The 19637-nt window shown below is 38.1% G+C and carries 15 protein-coding genes, 1 pseudogene and 1 other annotated feature; of the genes and pseudogenes, 5 read left to right on the forward strand and 11 right to left on the reverse strand.

Annotated features, from left to right (window positions below; translation table 11 throughout):
* Positions 1-2 precede the first annotated feature (2 nt).
* Positions 3-251 carry a TM1266 family iron-only hydrogenase system putative regulator gene (locus ANASTE_RS08720; protein WP_007050644.1) on the forward strand — a complete coding sequence of 83 codons (249 nt, stop codon included), beginning with the start codon at positions 3-5 and terminating at the stop codon, positions 249-251.
* A gap of 73 nt (positions 252-324) precedes the next feature.
* On the opposite strand, the gene ANASTE_RS08725 is transcribed toward ANASTE_RS08720, so the two are convergent.
* Positions 325-624, reverse strand: coding sequence for a hypothetical protein (locus ANASTE_RS08725; RefSeq protein WP_007050645.1), 300 nt, complete (start codon positions 622-624; stop codon positions 325-327).
* 161 nt (positions 625-785) lie between these two features.
* Positions 786-1041 (forward strand) — a binding site (T-box leader).
* Between the two features lie 134 nt (positions 1042-1175).
* On the opposite strand from ANASTE_RS08725, the gene leuA reads away from it, so the two are divergent.
* The 4 genes from leuA to leuB are packed head-to-tail and all read left to right on the forward strand — an operon-like array spanning position 1176 to position 5701.
* Positions 1176-2837 carry a 2-isopropylmalate synthase gene (leuA, locus tag ANASTE_RS08730; RefSeq protein ID WP_007050646.1) on the forward strand — a complete coding sequence of 554 codons (1662 nt, stop codon included), beginning with the start codon at positions 1176-1178 and terminating at the stop codon, positions 2835-2837.
* 21 nt (positions 2838-2858) lie between these two features.
* Entirely contained in the window at positions 2859-4133 is a 1275-nt protein-coding gene (gene leuC / locus ANASTE_RS08735) for a 3-isopropylmalate dehydratase large subunit (RefSeq protein ID WP_007050647.1), read from the forward strand.
* Positions 4133-4627 carry a 3-isopropylmalate dehydratase small subunit gene (gene leuD, locus ANASTE_RS08740; RefSeq protein ID WP_007050648.1) on the forward strand — a complete coding sequence of 165 codons (495 nt, stop codon included), beginning with the start codon at positions 4133-4135 and terminating at the stop codon, positions 4625-4627. The genes leuC and leuD overlap by 1 nt, the downstream gene beginning before the upstream one ends.
* Positions 4628-4630: 3 nt before the next feature.
* Positions 4631-5701 carry a 3-isopropylmalate dehydrogenase gene (gene leuB / locus ANASTE_RS08745; protein ID WP_007050649.1) on the forward strand — a complete coding sequence of 357 codons (1071 nt, stop codon included), beginning with the start codon at positions 4631-4633 and terminating at the stop codon, positions 5699-5701.
* A 217-nt stretch (positions 5702-5918) separates the two neighbouring features.
* Here leuB and ANASTE_RS08750 read toward each other — a convergent pair whose 3' ends face one another.
* The 10 genes and pseudogenes from ANASTE_RS08750 to ANASTE_RS08790 all read right to left on the reverse strand — a co-directional run bounded on the left by ANASTE_RS08750 (position 5919) and on the right by ANASTE_RS08790 (position 19549).
* Positions 5919-7559: a recombinase family protein gene (locus tag ANASTE_RS08750; protein ID WP_007050650.1), complete on the reverse strand. Its 1641-nt coding sequence runs from the start codon at positions 7557-7559 to the stop codon at positions 5919-5921.
* A gap of 90 nt (positions 7560-7649) precedes the next feature.
* Positions 7650-7895 (reverse strand): hypothetical protein, encoded by a 246-nt coding sequence (locus ANASTE_RS08755; RefSeq protein ID WP_007050651.1) that lies wholly within the window; start codon positions 7893-7895, stop codon positions 7650-7652.
* Positions 7882-8247, reverse strand: a complete 366-nt coding sequence (locus ANASTE_RS08760) for a replication initiator protein A (RefSeq protein WP_007050652.1) — start codon at positions 8245-8247, stop codon at positions 7882-7884. The genes ANASTE_RS08755 and ANASTE_RS08760 overlap by 14 nt, the downstream gene beginning before the upstream one ends.
* Before the next feature lie 370 nt (positions 8248-8617).
* Positions 8618-8980, reverse strand: a complete 363-nt coding sequence (locus tag ANASTE_RS11770) for a cysteine-rich VLP domain-containing protein (RefSeq protein ID WP_083781765.1) — start codon at positions 8978-8980, stop codon at positions 8618-8620.
* Positions 8981-9232: 252 nt separating this feature from the next.
* Positions 9233-9685, reverse strand: coding sequence for a winged helix-turn-helix domain-containing protein (locus tag ANASTE_RS08765; protein ID WP_007050655.1), 453 nt, complete (start codon positions 9683-9685; stop codon positions 9233-9235).
* Between the two features lie 188 nt (positions 9686-9873).
* Entirely contained in the window at positions 9874-11202 is a 1329-nt protein-coding gene (locus ANASTE_RS08770) for an MATE family efflux transporter (RefSeq protein WP_007050656.1), read from the reverse strand.
* Entirely contained in the window at positions 11192-12046 is an 855-nt protein-coding gene (locus tag ANASTE_RS08775; RefSeq protein WP_039945472.1) for a GNAT family N-acetyltransferase, read from the reverse strand. Before ANASTE_RS08775 ends, ANASTE_RS08770 begins: the two co-directional genes overlap by 11 nt.
* Before the next feature lie 425 nt (positions 12047-12471).
* Positions 12472-13527, reverse strand: coding sequence for a CHAT domain-containing protein (locus ANASTE_RS08780; RefSeq protein WP_007050658.1), 1056 nt, complete (start codon positions 13525-13527; stop codon positions 12472-12474).
* Between the two features lie 587 nt (positions 13528-14114).
* Positions 14115-18056, reverse strand: coding sequence for an ATP-binding protein (locus ANASTE_RS08785; RefSeq protein WP_007050659.1), 3942 nt, complete (start codon positions 18054-18056; stop codon positions 14115-14117).
* Positions 18057-18085: 29 nt separating this feature from the next.
* Positions 18086-19549: pseudogene (locus ANASTE_RS08790) on the reverse strand (extracellular solute-binding protein).
* Positions 19550-19637: the final 88 nt, after the last annotated feature.

Raw genomic sequence — 19637 nt, forward strand, 5'->3', positions numbered from 1 at the left:
AAATGAGAATAGCAGTAGTAAGTATGGTACTTGATGATCCTACATCTGTACAAAAAGAAGTAAATGAAGTTATCGGAAGTTATAAGGATATTATTAAAGGCAGAATGGGCGTTCCTTTACCCGATGAAGATGTATCTATAATTTCCATTGCAGTGGTCGGAGAAGTTGATATGATAAATGCTTTTACCGGAAGACTTGGGAAAATCCCTAATGTTCAGGTAAAAACTTCTTTTTCTAAAAAAGAAATATAAAAAAGATCCTTAATTAAGGATCTTTTTTATATTTAGGGTATGCTTAATAATAAGAGCTAAGTTAATTTTATCGTTACAGTGCATAAAAACTTGTCTTAAATAATGTTTCTGTCAACTCTACCAGATAATCATAATTAGTATCGTAATTTGAATTTACCTGAAATGTTTGCGGATTTTTTCCTCCCTTAACATTTGCTTTTATTGTTATAGGTATCCCGCTGTGATCTCTGACTCTGAAATCCCATCTTTCTCCTATAGTTACATTACCGCTGCGTGCAATTTCTCCGTTTGGACCTTGTGCTATAAATTGAACTACAGCTAAAGAATTATTATAAATTCTAAGAAACGAACATGTTTGATCATGAGTTGCCATTTTTTTCTCCTTTTTTATAATATTATATCATGTTTTTAAAATGTCTGTAAAGATAATATAAAGTAGTACTTATCATAAATAAATCAGAGTGAATTTTCTAAATATTATTGACAATCAATCTTTCATGTGATAGATTAATATCAATATGAACTTAATACCTTTGAAACACAAAGAAGAGGAATAGTAAGTTTTCTAAGAAGTTACAGAGAGCTGTTGGCTGGTGTGAAACAGTGCTTAATGAATTCCGAACTCGCCTCAGAGTGATTTGCTGAAATCATATAGAGAGTAAGTTAAATCGGGTGTCACCCGTTACAGTGACAGGATATCGGCACACTGCCCGTATCTTTAATGAGTGTATTCTTATTTATAAGGATAAATTAGAGTGGTACCGCGGAAATATTACCTTTCGTCTCTTATTTAAATATTTGAGTCGGAAGGTTTTTTATTTCCTTTTTTACATATAAGTTGAAATATTATAGGGAATAAGGCTACCGAGAAGTGTGTTATTTTTAAATAGGGTACGTTCATAAATTATCATAAGGGGTAAAAAAATGAAAAACTTTGAAAAGTACAAACCATATCCACCCGTGGATAAAAAAGACAGAAAATGGCCTTCTAAGGTCATAGAAAAAGCACCGATATGGTGCAGTGTAGATTTAAGAGACGGAAATCAAGCATTGGAAATACCAATGAGCTTGGATGAAAAATTAGAATTTTATAATAAATTGGTTGAAATCGGATTTAAAGAAATAGAAGTCAGTTTTCCTGCTGCGAGCGATACCGAATTCGGATTTGTAAGAAAGCTTATAGATGATGATTTAATTCCGGACGATGTAAATATTCAAGTCCTTACACAGTCAAGAGATGAAATTATCGAAAAAACATTTGCATCTATTAAAGGGGCTAAAAAGGCAATAGTACATCTTTATAATTCAACTTCTGTCCTTCAAAGAGATGTGGTGTTTAACGCAAGCAAGGAAGAAGTAACGGAAATTGCCGTTAAGGGTGCAAAGAAATTCCTTAAAGAAATGAAGAAGTATCCCGAAACGGAATTTACATTTGAATATTCTCCTGAAAGTTATACAGGAACGGAAATGGATTATGCGATAGAAATCTGTAACGCTGTAATAGATGTATGGCACGGACATGTAGATAATAAAATAATCATAAATCTTCCTTCAACGGTGGAAATGGCGACAGCAAATATATATGCCGACCAAATAGAGTACTGCTCCGAAAGACTTCATCACAGAGAAGACGTCGTTTTATCTCTTCATGCACATAACGACAGAGGTACGGGAGTTGCCGCTACAGAACTTGCATTGATGGCAGGAGCCGACAGAGTAGAAGGTACTTTATTCGGTAACGGAGAAAGAACAGGTAACTGTGATATCATGGTGGTAGCCATGAATATGTATTCACAGGGAATAGATCCAAAATTAGACTTTACGAAAATGAGAGAACTTGGTGATTTATTTGAAAGACTTACAAGAATGGAAATCAACCCGAGACATCCGTATGTCGGTTCACTTGTATTTACGGCATTCTCCGGTTCTCATCAGGACGCTATAAGAAAAGGTATGGCAAAAAGAGAAGAAAGAAAGCAAAAGATTTGGGAAGTGCCTTATCTTCCAATCGATCCGAAAGATGTTGGCGGCACTTACGATCCAATCGTTCGTATTAATTCCCAGTCAGGAAAAGGCGGGGTAGCATTCGTTCTTGAACAAAATTACGGATTATATCTTCCAAAAGCTTTCCAAAGAGACTTTAGTAAAGTTACCACAGCGGTATCTGATAAACATCATAGGGATTTAGCTCCCGAAGTGATATTTGATATATTTAAGAAAGAGTACATAAACAATGAAAGTCCTATAAAACTTATCAGATACAAGGAAACGACAAAAGATGAAGACAAAGATGTTTCCGTTAAGGCAATTATAGAGTATAATGGAAAAGAAGCTGAAGTAAATGGTTCCGGTAATGGTATTATCGATGCATTTACACATGCTCTTGAAAATCATTTTGATGTAGAAATGGAAGTAACGGATTACCGTGAACATTCTATGGAATATGGTACAAACGCCAGAGCAATATCTTATATACAAATAGAAGGAAAAGATCATAAAATGTATTATGGTGCAGGGGTATCAAGCAATATCACATTATCATCTTTCTATGCCGTAGTAAGTGTTGCAAATAAAATCGTAAAATAGAAAAATAAGGAGATATATATTATGGGAATGACGATGACTCAAAAAATCCTTGCAAAACACGCAGGACTTAACAGCGTTAAAGCAGGGCAGCTTATTGAAGCTAAACTTGATATAGTAATGGGTAATGATATAACTACTGCCGTTGCCCTAAAAGAATTTAAAAAGACCGGAGCAAAGAAAGTATTTAATGAAGAAAAGGTCGCTATCGTATTAGACCACTTTACTCCGAATAAAGATATCAAAGCTGCCGAACAGTGTAAAAGCTGCAGAAACTTTGCTTGGGATATGAACATTAAAAATTTCTTTGATGTAGGTCAAATGGGTATAGAACATGCTCTCCTTCCGGAAAAGGGGATAGTAGTTCCCGGAGAAGTAATAATCGGAGCAGATTCTCATACTTGTACATACGGTGCTCTCGGTGCTTTTTCTACGGGAGTGGGAAGTACAGATATGGCTATCGGTATGGCTACGGGAGAAGCTTGGTTCAAAGTTCCTTCCGCAATTAAATTCGTTCTTAAAAATAAACCCGCAAAATGGATCAGCGGTAAGGATATTATCTTACATATCATAGGTAAAATCGGTGTAGACGGAGCTCTTTACAGGTCGATGGAATTTACCGGAGACGGGATAAAATATCTTTCTATGGATGATAGATTTTCAATGGCTAATATGGCTATTGAAGCCGGAGCAAAGAACGGAATTTTCCCTGTAGATGATAAAACAATAGAATATGCAAAAGAACATTCCACAAAAACATTTGAAGTATTCGAAGCCGATGAAGATGCACAGTATGATGAAGTTATAGAAATTGATTTAAGTAAACTAAGACCAACTGTTTCTTTCCCTCATTTACCTGAAAATACAAAGACGGTGGACGAAGCGGGAAAGGTTTATATCGACCAGGCCGTTATCGGTTCATGTACGAACGGAAGACTGGAAGATATAAAAATGGCTGCTGATATTTTAAGAGGAAAGCAAGTTGACAAAAAAGTAAGAACTATAGTAATTCCTGCAACGCAAAAGATTTATTTGGATAGCATTAAACTTGGTTATGTGGAAGATATAGTAAACGCAGGCGCTATATTTTCTACTCCTACATGCGGACCATGTCTTGGAGGTCATATGGGTATTTTGGCAGCCGGAGAAAAAGCGATTTCGACTACAAACCGAAACTTTGTCGGAAGAATGGGACATGTAGACAGTGAAGTTTATTTATCCAGTCCTGCGGTAGCGGCAGCTTCTGCGATTGCCGGATATATTGCTGACCCTGAAAAAGTCATGAAAGGAGAGTTTTAATGGAAGCTAAAGGTAAAGTATTTAAATATGGTGATAACGTAGATACTGATGTAATTATTCCCGCAAGATACTTAAATGTATCAAGCGGAGATGAACTTGCTAAGTATTGTATGATAGATATAGATGAAAATTTTGTTAAAGAAGTAAATAAAGGTGATATTATAGTTGCAACAAAAAACTTCGGCTGCGGTTCAAGCAGAGAGCATGCCCCTCTTGCAATCAAATGTGCAGGTGTTTCTTGTGTAATAGCTTCAACATTTGCCAGGATTTTCTATCGTAACGCAATAAACATCGGGCTTCCTATCCTTGAATGCGAAGAAGCTGCAAATGATATTAAAGCCGGTGACGAAGTGAAAGTTGATTTTGACAGTGGTGTAATCACAAATATTACCACAGGAAAAACTTATCAGGCAGAACCTTTCCCTGAATTTATGCAGAAAATCATGAATGCAGGCGGACTTGTTGAATATACAAAGGAAAAGATAGGAGAGTAGTCTATGGATTTTAATTTAGCTGTAATCAAGGGGGACGGAATAGGTCCGGAAATAGTTGATGAAGCAATAAAAGTATTAAATAAAATTGGTGAAAAATACGACCATAAATTTAATTTTACATATGTAAAAGCAGGCGGGGACGCTATTGATAACGTTGGAGAGTGTCTTCCTAAAAAAACGGTAGAGGTATGCAAGAACTCCGACAGCGTGATACTCGGTGCGGTAGGCGGACCGAAGTGGGATGATCTCCCGGGAGATCAAAGACCGGAAAAGGCTCTTCTGGGTATTAGAGAAGCTTTGGGGTTATATGCAAATCTTCGTCCCGCAATCATCCATAAAGCACTTAGTGAAGCTTGTCCCATAAAAAAAGAAATCATTGGTGACAGCCTAGATATAATGATTGTGAGAGAACTTACCGGAGGCATCTATTTCGGGCAGAGAGGATACAGAGACGGTAAATACGGTAATGAAGCTTACGATACGGAAAGCTATTCCGAAATGGAAATAAGAAGAATAGGAAAAATTGCTTTTGATACCGCTATGGCTAGAGATAAGAAACTTTGCAGTGTAGATAAAGCAAACGTTCTTGAAAGCAGCAGACTTTGGAGAAAAGTAATTACCGAAATGAGCAAAGATTATCCTGAAGTAGAACTTACTCATATGTATGTAGATAATGCAGCAATGCAGCTTGTTAGAAATCCTAAACAATTTGACGTTATCGTAACATCAAATATGTTCGGGGATATATTATCTGACGAAGCAAGTCAAATAACCGGTTCTATAGGTATGCTTCCTTCCGCAAGCCTTGGAGAAAACTCTTTTGGTATGTACGAGCCTATCCATGGTTCGGCTCCGGATATTGCAGGAAAAGATATGGCTAATCCGATTGCGACTATTCTTTCAATGGCAATGATGCTTAGATATACATTTAATTTGAATAAAGAAGCTGATGATATCGAAAATGCGGTAGCTCAAGTTTTGGACAAAGGATATAGAACCGTCGATATAAAAAGCGAAGATACTAAAGAAGTCGGAACCAAAGAAATGGGCAGACTTATTGTGGAATGCCTTTAATTAAATAATAAAGTTAAAGACCCTTATATGGGTCTTTTTTATTTTGGATGAAGTTATAATAAATAAAATCAAGGTTTTTAATTGTGGTTAAGCAGGGGCGCGGAATCTGCGTAAGCAGGCATAGTGCCCCGTCTTTATAAAATAAAAGACCTCTATTTTTAGCCGGAGACCCATAAGGAAGTAAATTATAATTCCGGTAAAACCGGCGTGGCGAAGGTCACGTCGGTTCTTCTGTTTCTGTCAGTAGTTCCGGTTTGGCAAGTGGAATCCGGATTTTCCCCACATAGGTAAAATAGACTTCAATCGTGACATGTTTCTTCCCGCCGATCTTCTCCGGGCTGTGGACCACGATCTTTTCAATCAGCTCATTTACCGTAGAGGCATCCAGCTCCTGCAAGTCGGAATACCTGTTGGCAAGCTGGAGGAAACGCCCCACATCGGCAATCTGTCCAGCTTCATTTTCAATTTCTCTCTCCAGCGAAACCGCAAGCCTCTGAATCTCCGCTTGCTCCGTTTCATACTGTGCCGAGAGTTTTTGAAAGCGGAGGTCGCTTAATTTTCCAAGCACGGAATCTTCATAAAGCCTTTGGATGATCTTGTCCAAATCCTCCATACGTTTTTGCGCCCCGGAGAGGGCTTTCCGTTTCTGTGTCAGCTCCGATTTCCGGCTGGCCTCGTCCTGCGCCAACATTTCCTGAGTGAAATCATCCCGGAACAAACGCACATAGGTCAGTGTTCCCTGAATACATTCCAGCACCCGCTTATAAAGCGTAACCTCTCGAATATAGTGGATTTGGCAGGAACCCGTATTGCTCTTATAATTGGAACAGACGAAATGATCCTGAGACTCATCCTTGTAGGTATTGCAGGTACAGTAATAGAGCTTTGCGCCGCAGTCGGCACAGTAGACAAGGCCGGAGAAAATGCTTGTTTTCCCTGTCTTTGTGGGTCTGCGCTTGTTTGACCTTAACGCCTGCACCCGTTCCCACTGTCCCCGTTCAATGATTGCTGGCTGCGTATCTTCAAATACCCTCTGGTTTTCTTTCGGGTTTTCCATCCGCTTCTTGAATTTGAGGGATTTTGTATAAGTCTTAAAATTGACGGTACAGCCGGTATATTCCGGCCGTTCCAGTATGCCAGCAACGGATTTGGAGCACCACTGATACAGGTTATCAGGCATAGTCCATCCTTTCTGCCTTGCGTTGTATGCTGTAACCGTCAATACCCTGTCAGCGGTCAGGATTTTTGCGATCTGCATGGGGCCTTTGCCCGCAATGCACAGGTCAAAGATACGTCGCACCACCTTTGCGGCTTCCTCGTCTACAATCCATTTCTTTTTGTTCTGCGGGTCTTTCACATATCCGTAGGGCGGATTGCTGGCGATGTGTTCCCCGGCCTCCCCGCGCATTTTGACTACTGCCCGGATTTTTTTGCTTGTGTCTTTGGCGTAATAGTCGTTAAATACATTTTTGAACACAGCGAAGTCGTTTTCGCCCTTTGCGCTGTCCACGTCATCATTGATGGCGATAAACCGGACGTCGTAGGCGGGGAAAATAAAATCCTGCAACCGGCCCATATAGGAATACTCCCGGCCCAGGCGTGACAGGTCTTTGACAATCAGGGTGGAAACGGAATAGTCCTCCACATAATTCATCATTTCTTGAAATCCGGGCCTTTGAAAATTTGTCCCTGAGAACCCGTCGTCCACAAAAAACATGAGATTGCGGAATCCGTGCTCTGCCGCATATTTAGATAACAATGCCTTTTGGTTGGTTATGGAATTGCTCTCCCCATCGAGAGCGTCATCCTGGCTTAAACGGCAATATAAAGCTGTGATCTTATCTGGCTGCTGGTTCATAGTAGCTCCTTTCCTCCCGTGTATCGGGATAACAGCCAGGTAAACGGTTGCCTATATTATAACGCGCCGTTCCTCTTTTTTCAGCATCTTTCATTCTGTTTCCTCCAAATTTCCCGCCATGATACGGCGCAACTTGTCCAGTACGCTTTCCGCTTCTCCCTCTGCGTAATGGGGAATGACATGATAGACCGTATTCCCTTCAACAGCAATCATTTCTTCCGTACTGAAATCGAACTCAAAAGCGCCGTCCTTGAAATGTTCTGCCACGCGCTCGGCAATTTCCGGTTTCAGATTTTTGGGAAGTTTGCTTAAATCCACAGGCTTACGCAATCCCATCACGCTCCTTCCTTGTGGGTAAAATATTCAGTGTAATGACCGCCGGACGGCCAAGTCCCTGCTTTCTGCGGAGAATCAGGCCACAGCGTTCTAATTCCTGAAATGCCCTTGTCACCACCTGCCTGCTCCTATGCAATTTCCCTTTTGCTTCTTCCAACGTAAAGTAGAGACGAATCCGCCCGTCCGGTTCTATGTATCCGTTTTCTCTGGAAATACCCGCCCGGTCTAAGAGCAGGGCATACAGTACTTTTGCGTCGTTGGATAAGTCCATTGGCACCAGGAAACGGGGAAACGGCAGATAGGGCGGTACAACGCTGTCCTCTTTATAAGGCGTCAAAAAATCATTTTGCATTATGTACTCCTTTCCATCAATCCATCCCTGATTGATTGGATTGATATTAACTATCTTGTTATTAACTTCTTCTCTTTAATTTCCGTCTAAATATGGGCTGTCAAAGGTGTCTGGAAATCCGGCGCCGGAAAGAGAGGGACGGGTCTGTCAAGAGCGTCAGGTTTTCCAGTCTCTGAAAATCCAGTACTGGAGAATCCCATATAGGCGGAAATGGCAAAAGAGGTAAACCGACAGAATCGAAAACGACACCTGAATGGGAAAATCCCGTTTAGGTTAAAATCGTCCTGCGGACAGTTAAAAGCAAGTTTTAGAGGGGCGCAGGGGATTTATCCCTTATAGCCGTTGACCGCAGCCTGAAACGCCAATAATCTCAAGTTTTTTTTGCTTCTAATTGTCCGCACAGGAGCCGCCTTTTCCTGTCGCTGGCTGTTTTCTGCCGGCGGTGAACCTTCTTTGCACAGAGCTTGCAGTATCTGGCCCGGTTGGAACCGGGGAGGAATGGCTGACCACAGATCACGCAGCGTTTGAATTCATCCCGGAACAGAAGCTCCGTTTCCAACGGCTCATCCAGCGGCAGGACAGCACAGCGGAACCATTTGCAGAGAAGCGAATAGGAAATACTTTGAACGCAGACACATTCCTCTCCATCGTCCAGTGCAATACAGTTGCCGCCGTCATAGTTGCAGCATTCAGGTACCAGCTTACGCATCCGTCGGTACTGCGGATAGTTCATAATCGGAATCTGATTATGGATAGAAATACCTCCTTCCTGACCGTCAAAAAACATCCCTCTACTATACATTTCATTTTTGAGGCAAAATAGGGGGGACCTTTTGCAAATTTCACAAAAAATTCATAATTGCCGTGTACAGATAGGCGGCTTCAAAGTCATTCCCTCATATATCCGTTCATTTTTAAGTGGAAAGTTGCCGTCTATATGAAAATTTGTCAAAAAATCCGCCGCAGTTGTTCCTGCGACGGATTTTTATGGAGCAGACAGATATTCAAATTTATAACCAACACCAATAACGCTTTTGATGTAGTCCGGAGAATCTGGTGTAGTTCTCAGTTTCCTCCGCAGATTGCTCACATGATTATTGACTGCCTTGCGGGAGTAGTAGGAATAATCTTCATTCCAGACCAATTGCATAATCAATTCATAAGTAAATACCCGCTTCGGATGTGTGATTAACAAAGCAAGAATGTCAAATTCCTTAGCGGTGAATTCAATTACCTGCTCGCCAACACAGACAAGCCGTTGTTCCTGGCAGAAATATAAATCTCCCATGTGAATTTCTGTGAAAGGTTCCTCAATGGCTGCCTGCATCTTAAAAGTTTCAGGAATGGCGCATGAGCTGTCAGCCGGATTATTCTGTTGCTTTTGAGAATCGAGGAGATAATTTACTAACTCCTGACGCTGACGGGCGCTTAACAACATGAGTAACTTTTCTGCAATTATGCCGCCCGGTTCGGATATATCAAATACAGCTAATTTCCCATGTCATCACCCCCTCCATCAGTGTAGGTATTTGTGCTTTCATTTCGACTGAATAAAGTTGTCATTCGTCACTGTTAGCCTGACTATATAAAAACATGCCCCTTTATAATACAGAAACGGTTTCTTGCTTAATAAGAATATTTTTTCCTGTAATGGATCAGGCAGATTGCAGATACAACAAACATAATTCCCTCTGCGACTGGTACAGCCAGCCATACCCCAGTTATTCCCCAAATACGGGGCAATAGCAGGATGCCTCCAGCCAGCAGGCCAAACGTCCGTAAAAAGGAAAGAACCGCAGATACTTTTCCGTTTGACAATGCTGTAAACATTGCGGAAGTAAAATTGTTCAAGCCGCAGAATAAAAAGCTGTATGAAAAAATCGCAAAGCCATTCGCCGCAATTTGGTAAACCTCCGAGGTATCATCCGCAAACAGCCGCACAATGTAAGAGCCGCCAAACATGGAAACCGCAAATATCAATATCGACGCCAACCCGATAAACCGCATACTGATGGATAAAACCTTTTTTTGCTGGATATGGTTTCTGTTTCCGTAGTTAAACCCGATAATGGGTGCTATCCCCATAGAGTAACCGATATACAGTGTGTTTAACAGGAATTGGGAGTAAATGATAATCGTGATTGCCGCAACACCGTTTTCACCTAACAGCTTCATCATCGTTCGGTTGAACAGAAATGTTGTGACGGCAGTTGCCAACTGTCCCACCATTTCAGAGGATCCGTTGAAACAGCTTTCTCCTATCACAGCCCATTTCAATTTTGGCCTTGTAAAAGACAGCGTTCCTTTGCTCCGCGCAAAATAGACCAGCCCGGCAACCGTAGGGATCAGATAGCCTAAGCCCGTCCCTAACGCCGCGCCCCGGATGCCCAGACCACAAGGGACAATGAAAATGTAGTCAAAAACGATATTCGCCACGCCCGCCAGAACAGACAACCCAAAACCAAGGCCGGGTTTTCCAGCAGTCACAAACAGGTTTGAAAACAGCGTTTGCAGGATATTGGCCGGAATGAATAGAAACAGCACCATGAGATAATCTTTGCAATAGGGAAAGAGCAGATCACTGGCCCCAAGAGCATAAATAATGTTGTCGATCCAGATCGTCCCACCCAAAAGAATGAGAAACCCAATCACCGCACCTGTGAGTATGAGCAAAGTGAAATCTTCCTTTGCCTCCTGATTTTTACCTGCCCCCATCTTTCGGGAAACAATCGCGTTTCCGCCTGTTGCAATCATGGTAGCCAGTCCCACCGTGATGTTGATAATGGGGCACACGATATTGATAGAAGAAAGCGCGTCCGTATTCACAAACTGTGCTACAAAGATCGTATCTACAATGGTGTATAATCCCATAAAAATCATCATTACGATGGTGGGAAATGCGAAGCGCAGGAGTGATCCTGCGCTCCATTTTTGGTCTAAAATGTTATCGTTCATCGTCGCCTTTCTCCTGTTTTGGTGGTAGAATGAGCCGCTGGGTGGGGTAGCCAAATTCAGTGAGAAGCTCCGACTCGGCAAAGCCCAAACGTTTATAGTCCTCTCTCTGGCCTGTATCGGCTTTATCTCCCTCGCGGAAAGTAGTAATACTGATTTCACGGCCTGCAAATATATTGCACATCATAAAGTCAAGGAAAGCCTTTGCCACTCCATAATGCCGGTATTGCGGATGTACTGCCAGAAAGTCGATACTCCCTGTCTGATAAGAAAATGCGGCTGCTCCAATTATAGTTGGGCCATCCCGCATAATAAGAGCCTGGCGCTGACCGACATATTGCCTGACTTGTTCCAAATGGGAGATTTCATCAAGGCAGGGAAAACCGTCAATGACAAGGGTAATAAAATTCATCCAGTCGGGAATATCTTCCAGTGTAGCATAGTAAATCTCTTGCATGATCGTATCAGGAACAGTTGGGTTTTTGTTCAATGTAAATTCCAGTTGCAAAGGATAAAAGACTTCGTTCTGCCTATATTCCAGCGGCGTTTGCTTATACATGGATTTGAAGATGGAAGTAAACGCCTGCTGGCTTTCATAGCCAGCAATCAGCGCAATTTCGATAATCGGCTTTTCTGAAAACACCAGCAGCTTTGCCGCCTCGGTCAGTTGCCTGCGCTGGATATAGTCATGAAGTGTGATCCCGACTGTATCTGTAAACATTCGGTGCAGATGATACTTGGAATAGCAAACTGCATTTGCAACTGTGTCCAAATCCAATTTTTCATTGAGATGCGCTTCAATGTAAGAAATCACTGCCGCTATATTCTCAACTTTTTGACTGTTCATGGTTTCCCTCCTTTCTGTTTTCATTATAACAAAACAGATAATGCCGCTTTTCATTATTCTTGCGGTCTTTTCATATATCATACACCCCAGAAACATCTACTCTGGCGCAAGTGTCAATTATCCGTTTGTCTCCCTGCACCTGCCGCTAGAGCAGCATATTATCTTTGAACAAAGTGTTCACTCTATCGGTATCTTTCAGCTATAGCAGATTAGGTTAACTATATTTGTACTTTTATCTCATTGCAACTTTATATGTTACTTGCTGCATCCTTATTGTACGTCTTTCGTTCAGTCTATCAATGCTGTTCATGGTTGAATAATCAAAAAAACTATCAGAGGATTCAAAGTTAATGTTCCATTAAAATCTTGAAAATCCTCTGATAATTCTTAAAAACTATTTTATCTGATTTCGTGTATGAGATAACTTAAACATCGGGACGGACAAGTATCATATCATTAAGATCCACATCATCACGAGCGTAAATTTGGGGGATATTTTCACCAGGAATTCCCTCTAACAGCAATTCAGCTATTGCCTGATTAAAAGATACCTGCAATGAACGTCCGAATCCTATCGAAGAGTAGAGTTGGGCCGCAAATGTACAAGCAGTATCATCCCGAATTGATTCAGACATTCCAATCGCGGCTTCTATATGTTCAACAACGCTGACTGCCTGCGATTCAGAAAAGCATGCATTAAAAACCACTAATCGTATTGTATCGGAGGCAGTTGACATGGCCATGGTAATTGCCTCCTTTGTAACCATCTTTGTACTGCCATCTGGATTTAACAATACAAGTTCCCCTGACATGCTTCCATGGCCACTGAAATGGACTATTGTTGGATTTGTCTCATTTATTGCCTGCAATATATCTGATGAACGAGTAGCCCAGCGACTTTCAAAATGAATAGAGTCACGATACTCTGAAAGTCGTATTTTTTCTTGGATTGATCGTGCTTCTTCATCAAGAGACAACTTTTGAGTATCTTTTGGATTAGCAGCCAGAAATAAAACTGTGATTTTTTCCGGTATTGCTTTTAGGCGTTCAATTTCCATCTGCATATTTGTTTGGACAGTTCCGTATTCGTTTAATGATTGCTCAAAAGCGGCCGCTTGGCGCTCCATTTCTCGTTGACGTTTCTTCTCTGCTTCAAGATTCTTTTTATTAACTTTAGCTTCTTCATTTCTAAAATTTTTTTCTGCAGTTGCTAATTCCTTCTCCTTTTGGGCAATCTTTTTCTGTAAGTCCCCACACTTTTTTTGAATGTCCGAAATAGATTTATTTGCACGTTGAATTTCTTTATATTTAGTATTGATGGTAGACTGGCTTTTGGTACGGTCAATCATACTTTGGGCAGAAATGATTTTCTTTTGCAATGGAGATATTTTTGCCTGTTCTTTAGCCAAATCTTGATTCAGTTTGGCCAGTTCCTCCCGCTTTCTAATCATGGTATTTCTATATGTATCAAGCTGCGACATATTTCACCCTCCTTCTTTTTAATTATACAATTTAGCCGTAACGAATTCAATAAAAACAAACATCGGCTACTTATTGTTTTCAACATAACGTTTTGTTAACAGGTAAAAGTTATCAGGAATTCAAAATCCCTTGATTTTTCATATAGCTGGCATAAATCAGGAAAAACAAAAAAGTTATCAGGAACCCTTTTGCCGTAATCCCTTATGAAATATGGATGCTTTCAACAGGTTCCTGATAACTTAGAATTCCTGATAACCGGTAGTATAAGGAATTCACGATACAAATGGCAAGCAATGCAATCTTACGTAAGATTGCGTATTTAGCAGGATTTCCGTTCCCAGAATTCCTGCTAAATGCTTGTTGGTGACATGTCCCCAAACCCCTGAGATCATCACCTTCGGTGATGGCTGCGCGTTCCGTTGAAACACTGAAAAACTCATATTTGATATTTTAAAAACAAAAAAATGCCATGCAATCGGCGAACCTTTTGCATAGCATTTTTTGTTTTTTCCGTTTACCTGGCATAAGTCATAAGTTTTGTAATGTTTCCTTATGGGATACTACCATTACATAGGGTCTTTTTTTATTATTTACAAAGTAAATCTCCCAGTAGAGAATATAGTTTATTTAAATCTATAGGTTTCGAGATATGTCCGTTCATACCGCTTTCTATTGATTTTTTCATATCCTCATCAAATGCGTTTGCAGACATTGCAACGATAGGTACGGTGATTGCATCGGCTTTATCAAGGTTTCTTATGGTCTTTGTTGCCGTCAACCCGTCCATTATCGGCATTCTGATATCCATTAAAATCAAATCATAATATCCGACTGCAGACTCTTTAAATTTATCTACCGCTATCTGTCCGTTTTCCGCAACTTCTACTATAAACTTATTCATTTCCAGTATAGTTTTGGCAATTTCAATATTTAAGTCATTATCTTCAACCAGTAAAACCTTTTTGCCGGAAAAGTCATAATCAATATTATTATTTTCTTTCTTTTTAAGTTTATCTTCAGAGGATTTTTCAAGTATCAATGTAAATTTAAATGTACTTCCTTTACCTAAATCACTCTCCAGTTCTATATTGCTTCCCATTAATTTTACAAGGTTATTACATATTGCAAGCCCCAATCCGGTTCCTCCATAATGAATGGAAGTATCATCTTCAGCCTGTTCGAATGCATGGAAAACTCTTTCTTTATTTTCACTGCTTATTCCGATACCATCATCTTTTACTATAAATGTAACTTTGCTTTGTTTGTCATTATAATCTTCTTCACGTACACAAAGCAATATATTTCCTTTTGACTGTGTAAATTTTATAGCATTCCCAAGAAGATTTATAAGAATTTGATTTATTCTCATGTAATCTCCGTATAGAACATCATCGTTAACATTGGCTTTTACATTAAAGTTAAGCTCTTTATCTTCTGCTTGAGGTCGTATCAAGGTTTCTACTTCATCGATAAGATTAGTTAAACTAAAATTGGAAGGTGATAATTTCATCTTACCGCTTTCGATTCTGGACATATCTAATATGTCATTGATTATGGAAAGAAGGTATTCTGATGAGGTGCTAATTTTTTCAAGGTATTCTTTGGTGCTGTTTTTTAGCCCGTTTTCTTCCATTGCAATATTGGTCATACCGATTATAGCATTCATAGGTGTTCTTATTTCATGTGACATCCTTGATAAGAAATCACTCTTTGCTTTACTTGCAGAGTCTGAACGAGATTTTCCGATGTTTGTAGCAATTATCTTAACTATTTCATATAAGCTGCTGTTATCTTTATCTTCTATATTTTTTGTTTCATCCTTTAAATTGAAGGATATGCTTCCTATATAGTTTTCATCGTTTATTAATGGATAGCAAACTCCGCTTGTATGTTCTTCTATTCTAAAGAAATCTTTTTCGAGAGGCATTAATTCATTATTTACTTCATATTTAATAGGTTTAGTCATTAATTTACTGCTTAGTTTAAGAAAATCTTCTTTTGAATAATGTCTTATTTCTTCTGATATTTTATGATTATCGTTATGCCATTGGAAAGGTATATAACTGCTATAAAAATCTTGTTCGGCAAATGTCATTATTATGCTGTCTAAATTAAAGTACTTTCCGACTTTCATTAAAAGGACCGGCATTATCTTTCTTAAGTCGTTTGTTTTATCAAACATATTGAATATAAGTGATGCAATACTTATATCATTTGCATAATTAACACCAAGTATATCTCCGAATGTATTAGTTAAATCTATATTATTATTTTTTTCTGTTTCGGGAAGAGCGGCATATGTTTCTACTTCGCCCATTTTTTTATCTTTAGCAAATTTTAATGCTTTCATTGCATTATTTATTGCATCTTCTACCGAAGTTTCTTCAGTATTTTCTATATAATATATCCCGGTGCTGCATCCTGTTTGAACATTTAAGTCTTTAAAGGTACTATTAAATTTATCGGTAAACTCTCTTGCTATATTTAAAGCTTCATCGGCATTTTTGTCTTGAGCCCAAAGTAAAAATTCATCTCCTCCGCACCTTACGGCTATATCATTATTGGAAATTACCGAACTTAAAATATGACCGCTTTCTTCAAGTATTACATCTCCGATAACGATACCCAGATTATTATTGATGTTTTCAAAATAATCCAAATCGAATATTAAAATCGTTCCATGTTCTAAAATACTAAATTCATTTTCTATCAGTTTGATTCCTTCATTCCAATTGAATAATCCGGTTAGAGGATCTCTTCTTTGTTTTTCTATTTCTTTTAACTCTTGTTTCTTTTCATCATCAATATCTCTCATGCTCCCGATGATTTTGATCAGTTCCTCGTTGTTATTATAAATAGCTTTTCCTCTTAACTCTATCCAAATAAAATCTTCTAGATTTTTACCTAGTTTGCCTCTGAAATCAGTATGAATATAACCTAAATCATCAATTATATACTTATCAATTATGTATTTATCTTCATCATAGATATAATCTTTATTCCTTAAAGCTTCTTTGCAGTTTTCAATTGTTACCGAAGGTTCCAAACTGCTGTTTTCGTCATCTTTATTTTTAAATTCGTAATAAACATATACAATATCTTTTAGAGCGTCATATTCGAATATCGTTTGAGTGCTGCTTTCAAGTGCCGCTTGATATCTGCTTTTTTCTTCTATAATTAGATTTTCCGATTCTTTTTGTTTATGAGTCAAGTCGCTTATAACGTTATAAAGTTCATCTATTTCTTCTATATTTGAAATAGGAAATTCATTGAGTTTATTTTCATCGCTTGTTTTAATAGTTTGAGCCAATCTAATGATAGGTTTAGTAATTGAAGTAGATGTCAGATAGATTGCACCAAGACCAATTATCAGACAAAGTATAATGACTATGGTTACGGTTCTCATCAAATTATTCGATATTCCAAATAATTGATTATCGGTGCTTATAGCCATCAATGCCCACTGATCTGAGGAGAAAGGAGTATTGGTATTGTATAGATTCAAATCTAATAATGTTCCGTAAACTTCCGAATCATGCAGTTTTATATCTTTAAGTTTATAAAAGTTATCTGAGGTATTCTCTTTTTTTAAAGAAAATGAATTGTTGATGTTTTGTACTTGAGAAGCACTCGCGCCGGATGCTGTCAAAACTTTGCAATTATTGTTTTCGTCTTTCAATACCAATAAATAACCGCTTTGATGAGAATTCTTTAAATCGAGCTCTCTTGAGGGTAATATAGAATGAAGATAAGAAATAGATATATCCACACCCGCAACTCCATATACCTGTCCTTTATATATAAGAGGAACGGAATATGTGATCATTTGATAACTTTTATTTGCCTCTTTCTCACCTTCTAAATAGAATGGTTTAGACCAATAACCCAAATTTTGATATCCAAGTTCAGGATTTTCTTTTGCTGCATTAAAAGGCTTATAAAAGAATTCATTGCTGAACGTTTCATCATTGCTGCTTATATTAAAAGATGATTCCCATGGGATATCAAAAGGTATTTTTAATTTATGAGAAAGTGTTGAGCTTCCTCTTACCATGGTTATATCTGAATAATCCACAGGATCGTTTTCCGGATCGGCATCTCTTAAATAAATCCCCGGTACGCTTTTCTTGTTTCTCGTATCTGCAAGGATTATAAAAGAACCATTAACCGTGTTTTTTCTTAAGTTTGATATGAGGGTATTTGAAGACGAATCAAATAATTCGTTCTGCAAAGATTTATCTTTTAAGAATGCTTTTAAATTTGTATGGTTATTTTTAAGTATTTTATCTAAATTGGAATTTACATCTTTGATTTCTTCCTTTAGATTCGACCATTGCTGAACCATATTATTTTCTAATATGATTTTCCTATTCTCTGTTGTTTGACTCAATATCTGTACGGAATTTTGATTTAAAATACTAGGTGTTCCGCTTATGTATAGAGCAATATATAAAGCAAAAACAAGTATGAAAATAAGAATTATCAATGGAAATAGTATTTGATTAAATATTGATCTTTTCTTCTTCATAATGCCCTCAAAAGTTTATTTTTAACTTATTATTTTACGCTATCCTTTAATGCCTTATTGAATGATTCATACCATTTTTCGAAATTTTTGTCAGAAGTATATTTTTTTGTCGCTTCTTCTAAGCTCTTACCGTTTTTTAGTGCTTTTTCAACTTCTTTTCTGTCATTGATAGCTAAGTCATATAAGTTATATTCCAATACTTTTCTTGCATTTCTTCCGCCGTCGAATGCTTTGTTTGTATAGAGGGTATTATTTTTTAGTGTATCATATGCTACGTCCATGGTCTTTTTTACTTTGTCATTTAGATTTATGTTGTTTTCCTTGATAACTTTATTAAATGAATCGATGTTGTTAGCATCTTTTTTAACCGGAAGATATCCGCTGTCTCCGCAGAAGTTGATATTTCTTTCTTCTTCCGTGAACCATTTTAAGAAAACAACCGATGCGTATTCTTCCTGTTCCGTACTTTTTGTTACTACCATTCCCGCACCTTGCTGTACTGCATAGTCTTTACCATCTTTGAATTTAGGGTCTTCTAGAACTATCGTTTCGATTTTGCTTGATTTTCCGTTATTATCTACTTTATCAGGGAAATAGTTAGCTGATGTAGTAGATCCGGTTAAAGACGCTATTTCACCTATAGCCACATCATCGGAACGGAATTTTCCGTAAGATGAGAAATAGCCTTTAACATATGGAACATAATAAAATTCTCATATTTTTTTCATGTTTTCTTTATTTATATTTAATGATACTTTTTGATTTTCAACTTTAAAAAGTTCATCTCCGTTTTGCATAGAACCTATTATAAACAGATTTGCCATCGCATCTCTTCCGTAAAAAGCTTTTCCGTCATTTTTAACATTTGGAGTCAGCGAATCGATCCATTCGTAATATTCTTTTGCAATATTAACTAAGCCTTCTTTAGTTTTAAGTTCTTCAAGGCTTGCTCCCGTAGCTTTTGAAAATTTATCCCAAGCTGTTTTGTTTAACATAAATATTTCTGTGCTTTTTGCTACAGGGAATATTTTAAGCTCGTCTGCATTGCTGCTTATCCTGCCTTCTTCAATATATGAATCTACATATGAATCAATATCATCTTTAGACATATATTTATTTAAATCCACCAAGTATCCTTTTTTTTCTATTTCATAAGCTGTATCGGCATATGAAGCAAAAATATTGGGAATTTCTTTACTTCCAACTTTTTTATTTATTGATGCCATAACACTGTCTTCGAGCTGTGTAACATCGCCCTGGTTATGTCCTTCAACAAAAATCCCCTCTTCCAATCCAACAGTTTCGTTGAATTCTTTTATCATGTTGTCAAATGCAACTTTTTGAGCTCCGTTATAATAATGCCAAACGGTTATTGTTACGGGATTGCTCGGATCGAGTTTAACTCCTGCAGGATTATCGTTACTTTTACATCCCGTCAAAGCTCCAAAAATAAGAAGCATAGAAACTACTAGTGCCGTTATTCTTTTTTTCATTTTAATTCCCCTTTATTTAATTTGTTTTGGTAAATATAATTTTATTATACATTTTTTTGCCTCAAGCTACAACAAAAACAGTTGAGGT

Origin of the sequence: Anaerofustis stercorihominis DSM 17244 (genome assembly GCF_000154825.1) — a bacterium.
GTDB classification, from domain to species: domain Bacteria; phylum Bacillota; class Clostridia; order Eubacteriales; family Anaerofustaceae; genus Anaerofustis; species Anaerofustis stercorihominis.